This window comes from Winogradskyella sp. PC D3.3 (genome assembly GCF_054366245.1).
This window is the reverse complement of record NZ_CM135962.1, coordinates 3,852,883-3,868,240: the sequence shown is the minus strand read 5'-3', so window position 1 is coordinate 3,868,240 and position 15,358 is coordinate 3,852,883. Positions and strand designations below refer to the sequence as shown.

General features: G+C 34.3%; 9 protein-coding genes. 4 read left to right on the top strand and 5 right to left on the bottom strand.

All coding sequences use genetic code 11. From position 1 onward, the window contains the following. Window positions 1-55: 55 nt before the first annotated feature. From ACXGSQ_RS17175 to htpG, 4 genes are all read right to left on the bottom strand, one after another. Window positions 56-3,508, bottom strand: a complete 3,453-nt coding sequence (locus ACXGSQ_RS17175) for a pyruvate carboxylase (protein ID WP_458627364.1) — start codon at window positions 3,506-3,508, stop codon at window positions 56-58. A 192-nt stretch (window positions 3,509-3,700) separates the two neighbouring features. Then, on the bottom strand, window positions 3,701-4,336 hold the full coding sequence (locus ACXGSQ_RS17170; RefSeq protein WP_458627363.1) for an MOSC domain-containing protein: 636 nt from the start codon (window positions 4,334-4,336) through the stop codon (window positions 3,701-3,703). A 211-nt stretch (window positions 4,337-4,547) separates the two neighbouring features. Then, window positions 4,548-5,132: a Crp/Fnr family transcriptional regulator gene (locus ACXGSQ_RS17165; protein ID WP_458627362.1), complete on the bottom strand. Its 585-nt coding sequence runs from the start codon at window positions 5,130-5,132 to the stop codon at window positions 4,548-4,550. Between the two features lie 175 nt (window positions 5,133-5,307). Beyond that, window positions 5,308-7,218: a molecular chaperone HtpG gene (htpG, locus tag ACXGSQ_RS17160; protein WP_458627361.1), complete on the bottom strand. Its 1,911-nt coding sequence runs from the start codon at window positions 7,216-7,218 to the stop codon at window positions 5,308-5,310. 147 nt (window positions 7,219-7,365) lie between these two features. Here htpG and ACXGSQ_RS17155 point away from each other — a divergent pair, with 147 nt between their 5' ends. Then, complete coding sequence (locus ACXGSQ_RS17155) at window positions 7,366-9,942, top strand: T9SS type A sorting domain-containing protein (RefSeq protein ID WP_458627360.1); 2,577 nt, start codon at window positions 7,366-7,368, stop codon at window positions 9,940-9,942. 72 nt (window positions 9,943-10,014) lie between these two features. Here ACXGSQ_RS17155 and ACXGSQ_RS17150 read toward each other — a convergent pair whose 3' ends face one another. Further along, entirely contained in the window at window positions 10,015-12,468 is a 2,454-nt protein-coding gene (locus ACXGSQ_RS17150; RefSeq protein ID WP_458627359.1) for an alpha/beta hydrolase family protein, read from the bottom strand. A gap of 204 nt (window positions 12,469-12,672) precedes the next feature. Between ACXGSQ_RS17150 and ACXGSQ_RS17145 the strand changes: the two genes are divergently transcribed. From ACXGSQ_RS17145 to ACXGSQ_RS17135, 3 genes are all read left to right on the top strand, one after another. Then, window positions 12,673-13,683, top strand: a complete 1,011-nt coding sequence (locus ACXGSQ_RS17145) for a 3-oxoacyl-ACP synthase III family protein (protein WP_458627358.1) — start codon at window positions 12,673-12,675, stop codon at window positions 13,681-13,683. A gap of 87 nt (window positions 13,684-13,770) precedes the next feature. Beyond that, window positions 13,771-13,953, top strand: coding sequence for a hypothetical protein (locus ACXGSQ_RS17140; protein WP_458627357.1), 183 nt, complete (start codon window positions 13,771-13,773; stop codon window positions 13,951-13,953). A 12-nt stretch (window positions 13,954-13,965) separates the two neighbouring features. Further along, window positions 13,966-15,264 carry an amidohydrolase family protein gene (locus ACXGSQ_RS17135; protein WP_458627356.1) on the top strand — a complete coding sequence of 433 codons (1,299 nt, stop codon included), beginning with the start codon at window positions 13,966-13,968 and terminating at the stop codon, window positions 15,262-15,264. Window positions 15,265-15,358 lie beyond the last annotated feature (94 nt).

The following is a 15,358-nucleotide window of genomic DNA, read 5'->3' as shown; positions in this document are numbered from 1 at the left end:
TCATCTCTATTAACGCTTCACGTTTTATAAGAAGCACAAAGATGATGCGTTTTTACTATTCCATGGTTACTACTAAATCATCTTGTTTTACCATACTGCCTTCAGCTAAAGTTACCGATTTTATTTTTCCAGATTTATGTGCTGTAACGGTTGTTTCCATTTTCATGGCTTCAATTATAAACAGAGGGTCGTTTTCTTTAACAGTTGTGCCTTTCTTCACTAAAACCTTATATAAGGATCCTTGTAAAGGTGCTCCAATTTGGTTGGAATCCTCATGATCGATTTTTATATGTTCAACCTTTTTTATATTTAAAGAGGTATCAAAAATTTCAACAAATCGGTTTTCACCATTGACCTTAAAAAATACAGTTCTTACTCCATCGTCATTTGGAATACTTACTGAAAGTAATTTTACAATTATCGTTTTTCCTGGTTCAAGCGTAATGTTGGTTTCTTCTTGAAGCTTCATACCAAAAAAGAAATCTTTAGTTGGTATTAGTGCTATATTTCCGTAAAGTTTATAGTTTTCATGGGCTTTCTCAAATACTTTTGGATATAACATAAACGATAAGAAATCTTCTATTTCAATAGGTCTTGTAAAGCCTTGCTGGAACTTCTTTTTAAAAGCAGCAAATTCTTTAGTAAAATCTACAGGTTTTAAATGGGCATTTGGTCGGTCGGTGTAAGGGGTTTTATTTTTTAATATAATTTTTTGAAGGTCTTTAGGAAAGCCGCCAACAGGTTGGCCTAAATCTCCTTTAAAGAAATTGATTACCGATTCTGGAAACGAAATCGTTTCGCCACGTTGCATGACATCTTCTGGCGTGAGATTATTAGTCACCATAAAAATAGCCATGTCACCAACCACTTTTGAGCTTGGTGTGACTTTTATGAGGTTGCCAAACATAGTATTCACTTGGGCGTACATTTTCTTTACCTCATCAAAGCGGTCTCCAAGACCTAAGGCAATGGCCTGTGGTCTTAAATTTGAATATTGACCACCAGGAATTTCATGTTGATACACCTCAGCTGTTCCTGCTTTTAATCCGGATTCAAAAGGATAGTACATTTCTCGGGTATCTTCCCAATAGTTTGAAAACTGATTGAGCGTATTCATATCAAAATCATGAGCGCGTTTTTGCCCTTTCATCATTTCAATAATGGCATTAAAATTGGGTTGAGAGGTCAATCCTGATAAACCGCCAAGTGCTACATCAACCACATCAACTCCAACTTCAATGGCTTTTAAGTATGTTGCGGTTTGTAAGGATGAGGTATCGTGCGTATGAAGATGAATCGGGATATTTACAGTGTCTTTCAAAGCACCAACTAATTCCGTTGCAGCATAAGGTTTTAATAAACCAGCCATATCTTTAATCGCAATCATATGCGCGCCTGCATTTTCTAAATCTTTGGCGAGTTGCGTATAATAGTTGAGGTTGTATTTGCTTTGCTTTGGGTCTAAAATATCTCCTGTATAACTAATGGCAGCTTGCGCAATTCCACCTGTTTTATCACGAACATAATTTATGCTAGGTTCCATAGCTTTTACCCAATTGAGTGAGTCGAAAATTCTAAAAATATCAACTCCATTTTCCCAAGATTTTTCAACAAATTTCTCAATTAAATTATCAGGATAGGCTTTATAGCCCACAGCATTAGAGCCACGTAATAACATTTGAAACAAAATGTTTGGAACGGCTTTACGTAATTCCCTTAAGCGTGTCCAAGGACTTTCGTGTAAAAAGCGGTAACAGACATCAAAAGTAGCGCCTCCCCAAACTTCCATACTAAAGGTATTAGGATGATTTTTAGCAAAGCTTTCGGCCACTTTAAGCATATCATAACTTCGCATACGTGTTGCTAAAAGTGATTGATGCGCATCGCGCATGGTGGTATCTGTATAATGTATTTTATTGTCGTCTTTAAGCCATTGGCAAAAGGCTTCAGGACCTAATTCTGTTAATAGATCTTTAGTGCCTTTTGGAAATGCCTCAGAGCGATTATACTTAGGAACTTTAGCTGTTCTAAACACTTTGGTTTTATCAATATTTTTGACATCAGAATTACCGTTAACAATTACTTCAGCTAAGAAGTTCACTGCTTTAGTGGTTCGGTCTTGAGGTAGTTTTATTTCGAATAATGAAGGCGTATTTTGAATAAAATTTACCGTGACTTTTCCTTCTTTAAAGGTGTCATGCTGAATGACATTTTGAAGAAAATGAATATTGGTTTTTACACCTCTAATTCTAAATTCTTTTAAGGCACGTGTCATTTTCCGAACCGCTCCATCGAGTGTTCTACCATGTGCAGACACTTTTACAAGCATAGAATCGAAAAACGGACTCACGTTATACCCTTGATAAATACTACCAGCATCTAAACGAATTCCCATTCCCGAAGCACTTCGGTAAGTGGTAATATTACCGTAATCTGGAGTGAAATTGTTTTCAGGATCTTCCGTAGTTAATCGACATTGCAAAGCAAAACCATAGGTTTGTAAGGATTCTTGATCGTATATTTTTATTTGCTGATCCGATAATTTATAACCACCAGCAATGAATATTTGGGTTTTTACCAAATCAATTCCAGTAACCATTTCGGTAACCGTATGTTCTACTTGAATTCTTGGGTTGACTTCAATAAAATAGATATTGTCTTGTTGATCTACCAAAAATTCAACCGTACCAATGTTATTATAGTTGACTTCAGAGGTAATGGCAACAGCATAGTTGTATAAGGCATCTTTTACCTTTTGAGATATATTATAAGATGGAGCAACTTCAACAACTTTTTGATGGCGACGTTGCACAGAACAGTCACGTTCAAATAAATGTCTAATATTACCATGTCTGTCGGCTACAATTTGTACTTCAATATGTTTAGGGTTCTCGACATACTTTTCTAAAAACATGGTATCGTCACCAAAAGCGTTTAAGGCTTCGTTTTTAGCGGAATCAAAATGTTGTTCTAGGTCTTTATCATTTCTAACCACGCGCATTCCACGTCCACCACCTCCAGAAGCAGCTTTTAGCATTAATGGATAACCGATGGTATTAGCTTCTGAAAGTGCAATTTGTAAAGAACTAAGGTCTTTTTTATTACTTTCTATAATGGGAACATTACATTTTACAGCGATTTTCTTAGCGGTAATTTTATCGCCCAAAGCATCCATAACTTCAGGGTCTGGACCAATAAAAATAATGTCGTTTTCTGCACATCGTCTCGCAAATTCTGAATTTTCAGATAAAAAACCATAACCAGGATGAATAGCATCGACATTTTTTTCTTTTGCTAAAGCCACAATTTCATCAATATCTAAATAAGGCTTTAGGGGATCGTTGTCTTCACCTATTTGATATGATTCATCTGCTTTATTTCTGTGTTGCGAATAGCGATCTTCATAGGTGTAAATAGCAACTGTTGCGATATTAAGTTCCGCACATGCACGTAGAATACGGATGGCAATTTCACTACGATTGGCAACTAGAATTTTTTTGATTTTCATGACTGGTAGAATGTTTTTATTTGCTTTATTTTGAGTCGTTGTAAAGGTATTAAAAGATTAACTACAACGTTTGCGTAAAAAGGATATTATTTAATAATATTCTGCTTTTTAGGTGCTTATAATAAAATAAAGATAGTAGTGTGAATTAGCTTAAATCTAGTGTGATTTGAAGATTTAAGTGCTTGTAAGCGGTTATCGCGCAAAGAACGTTAAGCGTTTTCTAAAGCGTTTTGGTAAGGCATCATTATCTAGAAGTAAGTTGATATGCGATATGTTTTTGTTTTCTGTGTAGCGTAATTCAAACAGTTGAAAAATAGAAATACTATCTTTTCCTCGTTCTAGTAATTCAAATGTATCTCCCACTTTGACGTCTCCTTCTTTTAAAACTTTTACATAAGTTCCGGAGTAGCCATGTGCAATAAATTGTTTTATAACGGTATTGGAACCAAACTTATGGGCGAATTTAAAGCAGGGTTCTCTCGGTTGTGTAATTTGAACTATGGCATCCCCCAATTTATAAATGTCACCGATATATAGTTGCCTTTCGTCTAAGTCTTCAACCGTTAAATTTTCACCAAGCATACCATAAGTCCAATCTAAATTAGGGTATAAATCTTGCCAATAGGGATATTGGTTTGCAGAAAATAAGTAGCACGCTTTAAACTCACCTCCATGTACTTTTCGATCTGACACTTCATCTCCTTTAACATCGGATTGCCCTAAGTATATTGAGTGTTCCGTTGGTTGTTTATATATGCCTGTTGTAATTTCAGTGCCATTCCAAATAAAAGTGATTGGTTCTGCTATATTCGTTGAAATGACATGCATAGTTTATGGATTAATTATTTTCCAAAGCGGTAATAGTAATAGCTAACGTATTTAGATGTGCTAGATATGCTAATTTAAATAAAAAAAAGCGCAAGTTTAATAAACTTGCGCTTTTAGGGCTATTAATCTTAGGGATAATATTTACCCTAGTTAGGGTTGAACAAAAATAAAATTTTTTTTAAATAAAAAAATTGATGTATGTTAATAAAACTTAAGTATTTAATAATTCTTTTCTAATTCGGCTTAAGCTTTCTGTAGTGATGCCTAAGTAAGATGCTATATGGTAGTTTTTTACGTTTTGTTCAATATCTGGATAGGTGGTAATAAAGTTGAGATATTGCTCAGTTGCTGTTTGAGAAAGATTGGCTAAAATGCGTTTTTGGAGATTAGAGAATGCTAATTCTAACTTTTTAATAATAAATGGTTGAATTTGTGGAACTTGGTGGATTAAATAATCCTTGTCTTTTGCAGATAGTTTATAAATCGTTGCGTCTTTAAGTACTTCAATATTTAAAAGTGCTTTTGAATTTGAGAAAAATGCTGTAAAATCGGTAATCCACGAATCCTTAAGTGCGAATTGTAACGTGTGTTTTTTGCCGTTTTTGTCGATATGATATGTTCTTAGACAACCCTCATAGATGTAATAAATAGTATCTGCAATATCACCAGCATGGAGAAGTGTAGTCCCTTTCTTTACATTTACTTTCTGCAATGTCGATTCAATAATCTTAATTTCTTTTTTTGAAAATGTAAGACCATTAAAAATAACTTGAATTTTAGAATTGTCTGATTGCACTTTAAATTTACTTAGTTGGGAGTAAAGTACGTATAAGCTTTTGAATACGTGTTTTAATCCGTTGATATTATTTAAAATGCAGTTAATCCGTTACTATCACATAAAAAAACCACTTTAAACGAATAAAGTGGTTTTTTAATTTTTATAGAGATTCCTGTTAAAATCAGGAATTAGGTTATTTAATCATCTCGTAACTACGTTTGATAAAGTTGGTTAACTCTTCACCTTTTAGAAGGCCTTGAGATAAACGTGCTAAATCTAAACTTTGGTTTATTAAACGTTCTTGCTTCTTTTTGGTTTTGGTTTCTAAAATTTCACCAACCAATGGAGCGTTTGTATTTACGATAAGGTTGTACATCTCTGGCATATTGCCAAACATGTGCATGCCACCACCACCAGTCTGTTGCATCTCTTTCATACGACGCATAAATTCTGGTTGTGTGATAATAAACGGAGACGCATCGCTATCCATTGCTTCTAATTGTACCGTAAATTTTTCAGAAGGGATAACTTCTTTTAATATCGTATCTAATTCTGTTTGTTGCTCTTCTGATAATTTAGAAATGGTATTTTCTTCTTTCTTAATTAAGTTATCAATATGGTCACCATCAACTCTTGCAAAAGAAATATTCTCTTTAGTCGTTTCTAACTTCTGAATTAAATGCGAAACAATAGGAGAGTCTAATAATAATACTTCATAGCCTTTAGCTTTTGCAGCTTCAATGTAGCTATGTTGCTGATCTTTGTTCGAAGCATAAAGTAATACTAACTTACCATCTTTATCAGTTTGCGTTGCTTTCGTTTTATTGAAAAGCTCTTCATAAGTGTAAAATTTACCATCAACGGTTGGGTATAAGGCAAAGGCATCTGCTTTTTCGAAGAACTTCTCTTCAGATAACATTCCGTATTCAATGACTATTTTGATGTCATCCCATTTCTTTTCGAAATCTTCGCGATTTGCGTTGAATAATGATTTCAACTTATCAGCAACTTTACGAGTGATGTAAGATGAAATTTTCTTCACCGCACCATCTGCTTGTAAATACGAACGAGATACGTTTAATGGAATATCTGGCGAATCAATAACACCACGTAACATGGTTAAGAATTCAGGAACAATCCCTTCAACGTTATCCGTTACGTATACTTGGTTTTGGTACAGTTGAATTTTATCCTTCTGTATGTTCATATCATTCGTCATCTTAGGGAAATACAAGATTCCTGTTAAGTTGAACGGATAATCTACATTGAGATGAATGTGGAATAATGGCTCTTCAAATTGCATTGGATACAATTCTCTGTAGAAACTACTATAATCTTCATCTTTTAAATCGGCTGGTTGTTTTGTCCAAGCCGGATTAGGATTATTGATAATATTATCAACGGTAATTTTTTTATGTGGCTCAGTCGTTTCTTTGCCATCTTTATCTTTAGTAGTTTTTGGAGTAAAATCTGGATCGTCTATTTCCTTAGTTCCAAATTTAATTGGCACAGGCATAAACTTGTTATACTTATTCAATAACTCACGGATTCTAGAGTCTTCTAAAAATTCAGTAGAATCTTCTGCAATATGAAGGATGATTTCAGTTCCTCTATCGGCTTTATCAGAAGGCTCTAATGTAAATTCTGGAGAGCCATCACATGTCCAATGTGCAGCTTCAGCACCTGTATGTGATTTGGTAATAATTTCAACTTTTTCTGCAACCATAAATGCAGAATAAAAACCAAGACCAAAGTGCCCAATAATACCTGAATCTTTTGCAGAGTCTTTGTATTTATCTAAAAATTCTTCAGCACCAGAAAATGCCACTTGGTTAATATATTTTTCAACCTCTTCGGCTGTCATTCCTAAACCTTGATCAATGATGTGAAGTTTTTTTCCTTCTTTATCAATCTTAACTTCAATGATCGGATTTCCGTATTCAGCTTTAGATTCCCCTATACTTGTAAGGTGTTTTAATTTTAGTGTGGCATCTGTACCATTACTAATAAGTTCACGTAAAAAGATTTCGTGATCAGAGTATAAGAATTTTTTAATTAACGGAAAGATATTCTCTACCGATACATTAATACTTCCTTTTGTCATGATATATAGTTTTTTGTATAATTAATTTGAATGCTTAGGTATAGTCAAATAAAATACCAAGAGTTAAAATGTGACAAAGTGACACTATTAAAAGATTGCCAAAATTAAAAACATTATGTTTGCCCAAACTACCCAAACTATCTAAATATGAAAAACATCTACGTATTACTCTTTACACTTTTATCTTTTGCGCTAAGCCAGGCTCAAATTGTAAATATTCCTGACTCCACTTTTAAGAATGCATTACTTAATAGAAATGTAGCTGATCTTGATGGAGACCATATTCCAGATGGATCTGTAGATACTAATGGTGATTCAGAAATACAAGTATCAGAGGCCTTGGCTGTAAAAGGAATAATCCTTATAGATAGTTGGTTTTCATCAGATATGGAATCTTTTGAAGGTATTGAGGAATTTGTTAATCTAACATATTTGTCATGTCCTGATATCGGACTTAACACGCTAGATTTAAGTTCTAATGTGAATTTAAAATATTTGAATTGTTCTGGAAATGATGATTTGGTCAGTTTAGATTTAACGCAAAACACGAATTTAGAAGTGTTAACTTGTAAGCGTAATTATGATATAGTCGGTTTAGATTTGACACAAAACACCAATTTGGTAGACTTAAATTTAGGAAGTTTAAATTGGCAATTTAATGCTATAGACCTTACTCAAAATACAAACCTCGTTAGATTAATAACTGAAGGTGTTGCATTGGAAGCTTTAGATTTAACCCAGAACATTAATTTAGAAGTGTTGGCAATAACTGGTTCGCCTTTGATAACACTAGATCTAAGTCAGAATGTTAACTTAATTGAGTTGGATTTAACTTCTTCACAAAATCTTACAAGTATAGATGTTTCAAATAACCTTAATTTAGAAAAATTGACTTTTGATCATTATATGGATTCTTTAAATCCGAATACCGTAGATGTCTCTAATAACTTAAATTTAAGGGAATTAAATTGTACTAAGGCCGGTATAGATTTTTTAGATGTGAGTAATAATATAAATTTAGAACGACTTTATCTTGCTGAAAATAATTTAACCGAATTAGATGTGTCTAATTTGGTAAATCTCGAATATTTATATGTTGAGGAAAATAAGCTTGAAGTTTTAGATATCACTCACAACCCTAATATTACACGATTAGACTGCTCTGAAAATAATAGTGCTCTTACTCAGTTGTACCTTAAGAACGGAGTAAATTGGCAAGACAATGGAGTGTCAGCCCATGTAGGGTCTAATAATGCATTGCAATATGCGTGTATTAATGATTATAACAATTTGTATGTTACAACAGGCACAATAACAACTGCTGGTTTTGTCTATAATTCGTATTGCTCATTTGATCCGGGTGGTGATTTTTTTGAGATAAGCGGAAACGTTACATTAGACCTTAATGCTAATGGTTGTGATGTTGCAGATATTAGTTTTCCTGAGTTGAAATTTGATATTACCGATGGCTCAAATAATGGTACGTATATAGCCAATACGTCTGGGCAATATTATATTCCGGTTGGTTCTGGTAGCCATACTGTAACACCCGTTTTAGAAAACCCAAGTTACTTTGATGTTTCTCCAAGTAGTTTTACGGTAGATTTCCCAACAGATGGTAGTGCTTTTATCCAAGATTTTTGTGTGACTCCTGTTGGTGTAAAAAATGATTTAGAAATTGTTATTATGCCTTATGAGCAAGCGCGGCCTGGTTTTGATACATATTACGGTATAATTTATAAAAATAAAGGAAATACGACCTTGTCTGGAATGCTCTCTTTAAATTTTCAAGATGAATTAATGGATTTAGTAAGTTCTAATCCCGCTGTAAATACACAAACGATTGGTAATTTATCATGGAATTTTAGTGACTTACAACCTTTTGAAACTCGAAGTGTTCATTTTACAATGAATATCAACACACCAACAGATCCAAATTTCCCTGTTAATGGTAATGATGTGTTAAGCTTTACGTCAAATATTAGCCCTTTATCAGGAGATGAAACTCCAGAAGATAATGTTTTTATATTGAATCAAAATGTCGTCAACTCATACGATCCTAATGATAAAACTTGTTTAGAAGGGGATACTATTGATCCATCAGAAGTCGGAGATTATGTCCATTATATGATTCGCTTTGAAAACACAGGTTCTGCAAGTGCCGTTAATATTGTTGTAAAGGATGAAATAGATAAGTTTAAATATGATATTTCTACTCTAAAACCAGTAATGGGAAGTCATGATTTTGTAACAAGAATTAAGGATACCGATGTGGTAGAGTTTATTTTTGAAGATATAAACTTGCCAGAAGACGATGCAAACAACGATGGTTATGTGGCTTTTAAAATAAAAACATGGTCAACATTAGATTTAGGAGATATATTTAGAAATAGCGCAGAAATTTATTTTGATTATAATGCGCCTATCATAACAAATACAGCGATGACCATTGTGGAGGAAAGTTTATTTGTAAATGATTTTAATATCGAAGCTGCTATTAAATTGTACCCAAACCCAGTTAGTGATTACTTATTTATTGAAAGTAACGTTGTCATAGAATCTATAAAGTTGCATGATATTAATGGAAGATTACTTCAAGATTTCATTTTAACGGATAATCAATTTGAAGAAAAATTAAATATATCTAAATTAAATGTGGGTGTTTACTTTGTTAAGATAGCTTCAAATAAAGGGGACATAACTAAAAAGTTTATAAAAGAATAAATTCAAAACTGCTAAAATTAAAAAGAGCCATTCAGTTTATGAATGGCTCTTTTAGATTGAGAAAACGATTAATTAATCTTTAATCTTTTCGTCTTTTTCAGTGTCAATTACTTCTGCTTTTTCAACTTTGTTTTTAACATGTTTTTCTAACCATTGGTCTTGTTCCCAAAGCATGTGCATAATAGACTCTTTAGCTCTATAGCCATGACTCTCTTTAGGTAGCATTACCAATCGCACAGGTGCCCCTAAACCTTTTAAGGCATTAAAATAACGCTCACTTTGTAAAGGATAGGTCCCCGAATTGTTATCGGCAACGCCATGAATTAAAAGCAACGGAGTTTTCATCTTGTCAGCATGCATAAAAGGAGACATATTATAATACACTTCAGGTGCATCCCAATAACTACGCTCTTCACTTTGGAAGCCAAAAGGTGTTAAGGTTCTATTATAAGCACCACTTCGTGCTATGCCTGCAGCGAATAAATTAGAATGCGACAATAAATTAGCGGTCATAAACGCACCATAACTATGGCCACCAACGGCGACTTTTTTTCTGTCAATATACCCGAGATTGTCAACAGCATCAATCGCTGCTTTTGCATTGGCGACTAATTGTGTTCTAAAGGTATCGTTAGGTTCTTCATCTCCTTCACCAACAATAGGGAAGGCTGCATCATCTAAAACCACATAGCCTTTAGTCACCCAATATATTGGTGACCCCCAATAAGGATAAACAAATTCATTAGGGTTTGCAGTACTTTGTCCAGCACTTGATTTATCTTTAAACTCACGAGGATAAGCCCATAAAAGCATTGGGTATTTTTTACCTTCTTCATAACTTAAGGGTAAATAAAGTGTGCCTTCTAAATCTAAGCCATCGTCTCTTTTATAATTGATGACACGTTTGTTAACGTTTTCGAGACTTTTAAAAGGATTTTCAAAAGCGGTGATTGCTGTTAGTTTATTTTTTTTCTTGATGTTTCTAACATAGTAATTAGGATATTCTGTTTTAGATTCAATTCTAACCAAAATATCGCCTTTTTTCATGTCTATAGCACTGTATAAACTTTCCAATTTATCAGTGTAAGCCGATTGGTATAAGCGTTTGGTTTTATTCGTTTTTATATTATACTCATCTATAAACGGGAATTGTCCTTCTTTAGAATACCCATCACCCATAAGGAATAATTTATGACCACTTATGGTTAGGGTGTATTCGCCATATTCGTTTTTAGAACTCACAAAATTCCCAGGATTACTATACACATCTTGGTAGCTTCTGTCGGATATAATCTTAACTTCAGAAGGGTTTGAAGGATTGAAAAGATAGGTTTTTGTATTTCTGGTATTCCACCAATAATCATAAGCTACGGCGGTTTGATCATTTCCCCATCGGATGCCAGAAAATCGTTGTTTGGTTTTTAAAATTAATTTTGGTTTGGCATCGAATGGAGCTTTTACTTCATAAACAGCATCTCTATAGGCCACATCAACTTCAGGATCTCCTTGGTCTAATGCTTCAGCCCAGACTAATGTAGAAGGTTGGTCTTTTCTCCATGTCATATTACGCTTTCCTGTACGTGTAGCCATAAATCCTTTAGGTCTTACTTCATCTAGGGGAACTTCGTTTACCGTTTTAATCTGAGTGCCTTTGGTGTTGTAAATGATGCTTTCACTCGGGAATCTAGAATAAGTTACCAAATATGAAAACGGTCTTTTTATGGTTGTTATCATAATGTATTTTCCGTCTGGTGAAAAATTAATATTGCGATACATATCTGCGGCTAAAAAGTTTTCAATGTTTCCATCAATAGATACTTTTTTGATTTCGGAACGCGCTAATTGCTCAAAATTAAATTCATCATTTGGTGTTTTTAATAAATCTTGATACGTTCTATTTTGCGCTTTGGCTCCGTCGCTAACCGAAATGGTTGGTCCAGTTGGTACCGCAATATCAGTATCAATTAAAGGTTTTCTATCGCTTGGTAATAGTTTTACTAATAAGTTTTTGTTGTCTTTAAACCAATTTAAAGTACTTCCCATATTGGCATTAACATTGGCGTCAGTGAGCTTTGTAGCTTTGGCTTCTGCAATGTTTACCACCCAAACTTCTACACCTTTTGCAGTGGTGTTGAGACAAGCAATCATAGATTCGTCTGGCGACCATCTAAAGCCCGATAATCTTGGTTCTTTAGGTAATCCGGACACCTGTTTGGCATCTTTGTCTTTCGTTTTTTTGACTTTTAAGTTGGTGTAATACGTCGTTCTACTTCCAATATTTGTAACAGGATTAATTCTAAGACCCGCTAATCGTAATTCGGTTTCAGAGAGCTCTGCTATAGATTTGTATTGATTGCGATAGAGTAACACCATGTTTTCTCCTTTACTATCAATTTGTACTGCTGGTGCTAAATCAGCATCCGCTAATTCTAAAATTTCCTTGGAGGGTAGTTGGTAGGTCAAATTTTGTTGGGCATAACTGCTGAAGGCACAAAGCAACACACAAAGTTGGATTAATTTTTTCATATTGTTTTCGGAATTGGTTAATGCCCTTAAGGTAGTTAAATTTGAAATCGCTAAGTGTGAGACAATTGTTAAAATTGTAGATTATACTATGCGTGCATAGTTAATATAAGTACAACTAAATCTTTACTAGTTTTGAAAATGTTAGATTTGTTAAATTGGAATACCCAAAAGATTACCCGAAACACAGAAATAAAAGAACTTTAGATGTACAATTCAAAAATAATAGGCTTAGGTAAATACGTACCAGATAATATTGTAACCAATGATGATTTGTCTAAAATGATGGACACCAATGACGAGTGGATACAAGAACGCACCGGTATAAAAGAACGTCGTTGGGTTAAAAAGGGCAGTGGTGATACTACAGCAACCATGGGAGTTAAAGCGGCCAAAATAGCGATTGAACGCTCAGGAATCGATAAAGACGATATTGACTTTATTGTTTTTGCCACCTTGAGTCCTGATATGTACTTTCCTGGCCCAGGAGTGCAAGTACAACATGCTTTAGATATAAAAACCGTTGGAGCATTAGATGTTCGTAATCAGTGTTCTGGTTTTGTATATGCGCTTTCTGTAGCCGATAATTTTATTAAAACAGGGATGTATAAAAACATCTTAGTTATTGGTAGTGAATTGCATTCTTTTGGTTTAGATAAAACCACGAGAGGTCGTGGAGTATCTGTGATTTTTGGTGATGGTGCCGGAGCTGTTATTTTAACACGAGAAGAGGATAATTCAAAAGGCATATTATCTACACATTTACATTCGCAAGGAGAACATGCTGAGGAATTGGTGTTAGTCGCACCAGGAATGGGGAAACGTTGGGTAAGTGATATTCTAGCCGATAACGACCCCAATGACGAGAGTTATTTTCCACATATGAACGGTCAGTTTGTCTTTAAAAATGCTGTAGTGCGTTTTAGCGAAGTGATTATGGAAGGTTTAATGAAGAATAAGCTTCAGGTTGATGCTATTGATATGCTGATTCCACACCAAGCGAACCTACGTATTTCACAATTTATACAACGTAAGTTTAAGTTGAACGACGATCAAGTCTTTAATAACATTCAGAAATACGGTAATACAACAGCGGCTTCTATTCCTATAGCTTTAACCGAAGCTTGGGAAGAAGGTAAAATAAAAGAAGGAGATACGGTTGTTTTAGCAGCCTTTGGTAGTGGATTTACTTGGGGAAGTGTGATTATGAAGTGGTAAACAAATCCCTTTGAAAAAAGGGATCTCATAAGATTTAAATCAAAATGATTGGTTGAAAATATCATATAAAAACGAGAAATATTAATTATGAAGAATAACTTAGGATTTGTCGGATTTATTGCAATCATTTTTTTGACTTTTGGAATTACGTATTTAGATTTTGAGAATTTAAATTTTGGAGATAATTCCAAGGTATATGTAATGTTAATTGTCGGGATTTTATTGTTTGCTTTTGCGCTTTATAGACTTAAAAAGAGCAGCCACAACTAAACCTAATTCTCAATGCAAAAATTATTTGTCTTATTATCCTTAATCCTTTGTTTACAATCAAGTGTATTCTCACAACAAACCGATGTTTACATTAAAGCCGGACTTTTATACGATAGCGAACAAAATGTATTAATAAAGAATAAAGTCATTCATGTTAAAGGCAATACAATCATATCTGTTGGAGCTTTTAATTCTATTCCAGAGCATGCTGAAATTATAGATTTAACAGATTACACGGTTCTTCCAGGACTTATTGATGCACATACACATGTGCTGTTTTCTCAAGATGCAAGCGAAGATTTTTCCGAACATAGCATTCATTCGCTTACTATGGAAAGTGATGCCATAAGAGCACTCCGAGGTTCGAAACGAGCGAAATCTTATTTAGACCTTGGCATCACATCGGTAAAAGACCTAGGTAATTCAGGATTGTTTTTAGATGTTGCCTTGCGCGATGCTATAAATGAAGGCACTATTGAAGGCCCTCGCATTTTTGCATCAGGTCCAATACTTGCAGCAACAGGAGGTCAAGTTTACGGTGTATCTCCAAAACATCAAAATCTCATCGATTTAGAATACCGCATTATAAATGGAGTAGAAGATGCTAAAGTTGCGGTAAGAGAGCACGTCAATCAAAAGGTAGATCTCATTAAAATTTGTGCAGACAACATTCCGAACAATACACATTTATCCATCGCTGAAATGAAAGCGATTGTGGAAACTGCGGATGCTTATGGACTTAGTGTGGTAGCACATTCTATAACGAATCAATCGGCATGGAATGCTATACAAGCTGGTGTAAATGGTATTGAGCATGGCTTTAATTTAGCGGATTCAACCTTAACTTTAATGGCTGAAAAAAAGGTCTTTTTGGTGCCAACAGAAAATAGTAAAACCTATATGGAAACGTATAGTAAACTTGCAGGTTATGACGATGATGATTTAGGTTGGATTGATAATTATTTAGATAGAATGAAAAGCAGACTTTCAAGAGCCATTGAAAAAGGAGTCACCATTGTAGCAGGTTCGGATAACTATACAGATATTGGTGGTACGCGTGGTGAATCTTCACGAGATATGTTTCGCGCTTATTATGAATCGGGAATGCGCCCTTTAGATATTTTACAGTCGGCGACTTACCATGCAGCGCAAAGTATAAATAAGGAGACTGCCATTGGCGTCTTAAAGCGTGGTGCCAAAGCAGATATTATTGCGGTAAAGGGTTCGCTTATGACTGATTTTATGACTAGCATTACCCAAGTGGTATTTGTAATGAAAGACGGTAAAATATATACTAGTAAGCTTGAGTGATTGACTTGTGTTAATGGTTTTTCCCTCTCAAATGTTATTGCGTTTTTGATATGAAAAAAGGCGGCCTTATTATAGGCTGCCTTTTTATGTTTCT

Excerpts from the sequence above, each read along its gene's own strand:
- ACXGSQ_RS17175 (WP_458627364.1), bottom strand. The coding sequence starts at position 3,508 with ATGAAAATCAAAAAAATTCTAGTTGCCAATCGTAGTGAAATTGCCATC.
- ACXGSQ_RS17170 (WP_458627363.1), bottom strand. The coding sequence starts at position 4,336 with ATGCATGTCATTTCAACGAATATAGCAGAACCAATCACTTTTATTTGG.
- htpG (WP_458627361.1), bottom strand. The coding sequence starts at position 7,218 with ATGACAAAAGGAAGTATTAATGTATCGGTAGAGAATATCTTTCCGTTA.
- ACXGSQ_RS17155 (WP_458627360.1), top strand. The coding sequence starts at position 7,366 with ATGAAAAACATCTACGTATTACTCTTTACACTTTTATCTTTTGCGCTA.
- ACXGSQ_RS17150 (WP_458627359.1), bottom strand. The coding sequence starts at position 12,468 with ATGAAAAAATTAATCCAACTTTGTGTGTTGCTTTGTGCCTTCAGCAGT.
- ACXGSQ_RS17145 (WP_458627358.1), top strand. The coding sequence starts at position 12,673 with ATGTACAATTCAAAAATAATAGGCTTAGGTAAATACGTACCAGATAAT.
- ACXGSQ_RS17140 (WP_458627357.1), top strand. The coding sequence starts at position 13,771 with ATGAAGAATAACTTAGGATTTGTCGGATTTATTGCAATCATTTTTTTG.
- ACXGSQ_RS17135 (WP_458627356.1), top strand. The coding sequence starts at position 13,966 with ATGCAAAAATTATTTGTCTTATTATCCTTAATCCTTTGTTTACAATCA.